Source organism: Caloramator sp. CAR-1, assembly GCF_030546345.1.
GTDB classification, from domain to species: domain Bacteria; phylum Bacillota; class Clostridia; order Clostridiales; family Caloramatoraceae; genus Caloramator; species Caloramator australicus.
On sequence record NZ_JAUONW010000054.1, the window covers coordinates 1 to 1,834 of the forward strand.

Annotated in this window: 1 rRNA gene; it reads left to right on the forward strand. The window is 53.7% G+C overall.

The features are described from left to right. A 23S ribosomal RNA gene (locus tag Q3V94_RS13540) occupies positions 1 to 1,834 on the forward strand; the annotation flags it as partial.

The following is a 1,834-nucleotide window of genomic DNA, read 5'->3' on the forward strand; positions in this document are numbered from 1 at the left end:
TCTAAGTACCCGGAGGAAAAGAAAGAATAATCGATTCCCTAAGTAGCGGCGAGCGAAAGGGGAGGAGCCCAAACCAGGCGAAAGTCTGGGGTTGAGGACAGGTCATAGAGTATACTGGAACCTAGTCGAAGATGACTGGAAAGTCACGCCATAGAAGGTAAGAGCCCTGTAGGCGAAAGGGGAAGGTAGAAGGACCTGATCCAGAGTACCACGGGACACGAGGAATCCTGTGGGAAGCAGGGTGGACCACCACCCAAGGCTAAATACTACCTGGTGACCGATAGCGTATAGTACCGTGAGGGAAAGGTGAAAAGAACCCCGGGAGGGGAGTGAAATAGAACCTGAAACCTTGTGCCTACAAGCAGTCGGAGCTCGTTAAGGAGTGACGGCGTGCTTTTTGTAGAACGAGCCAGCGAGTTACGGTATGTAGCGAGGTTAAGCACCTTAGGTGTGGAGCCGAAGGGAAACCGAGTCTGAAAAGGGCGGTAAGTTACATGCCGTAGACCCGAAACCGGGTGATCTATCCATGGACAGGGTGAAGATAGGGTAAAACCTATCGGAGGCCCGAACCACGTTGGTGTTGAAAAACCATGGGATGAGCTGTGGATAGCGGAGAAATTCCAATCGAACTCGGAGATAGCTGGTTCTCCCCGAAATAGCTTTAGGGCTAGCCTCAGGGAGTAAGTTTAGGAGGTAGAGCACTGAATGGGCTAGGGGCCGTATAGGTTACCGAACCCTATCAAACTCCGAATGCCTAAACTGAGACCCTGGGAGTCAGACTACGAGTGATAAGATCCGTGGTCGAGAGGGAAACAGCCCAGACCACCAGCTAAGGTCCCGAAGTGCATGTTAAGTGGTAAAGGATGTGGGATCTCAAAGACAACCAGGATGTTGGCTTAGAAGCAGCCATACATTTAAAGAGTGCGTAATAGCTCACTGGTCGAGAGGTCCTGCGCCGAAGATGTCCGGGGCTAAAACATGCCACCGAAGCTGTGGGCTCTTAGGAGCGGTAGGGGAGCTTCGTATACGGGTAGAAGCCATACCGTAAGGAGTGGTGGACTGTATACGAGTGAGAATGCTGGCATAAGTAGCGAGAAGTAGGTGAGAATCCTACTCGCCGAAAGCCTAAGGTTTCCTGGGGAAGGTTCGTCCGCCCAGGGTTAGTCGGGACCTAAGCCGAGGCCGAAAGGCGTAGGTGATGGACAATCGGTTGATATTCCGATACCACCTGTAGCCGTTTGAGAGAAGGGGTGACGCAGGAGGATAGGCTGAGCGCACGGATGGAGATGTGCGTCCAAGGCGCAAGGCATGCTCTATAGGCAAATCCGTAGAGCTAAGCTGAGCGCTTAAGGGGAGCCGCAAGGCGAAGCAGCTGATTTCACACTGCCGAGAAAAGCCTCTATCGAGGAAGCAGGTGCCCGTACCGCAAACCGACACAGGTAGGCGAGGAGAGAATCCTAAGGCGAGCGAGAGAACCCTCGTTAAGGAACTCGGCAAATTGACCCCGTAACTTCGGGAGAAGGGGTGCCTGCGAGAGCAGGCCGCAGAGAATAGGCCCAGGCGACTGTTTAGCAAAAACACAGGTCTCTGCTAAGTCGAAAGACGAAGTATAGGGGCTGACGCCTGCCCGGTGCTGGAAGGTTAAGGGGAAGGGTGAGAGCTCTGAACCGAAGCCCCAGTAAACGGCGGCCGTAACTATAACGGTCCTAAGGTAGCGAAATTCCTTGTCGGGTAAGTTCCGACCCGCACGAATGGCGTAACGACCTGGGCGCTGTCTCAACGAGGGGCTCGGCGAAATTGTAGTGCAAGTGAAGATGCTTGCTACCCGCGATTG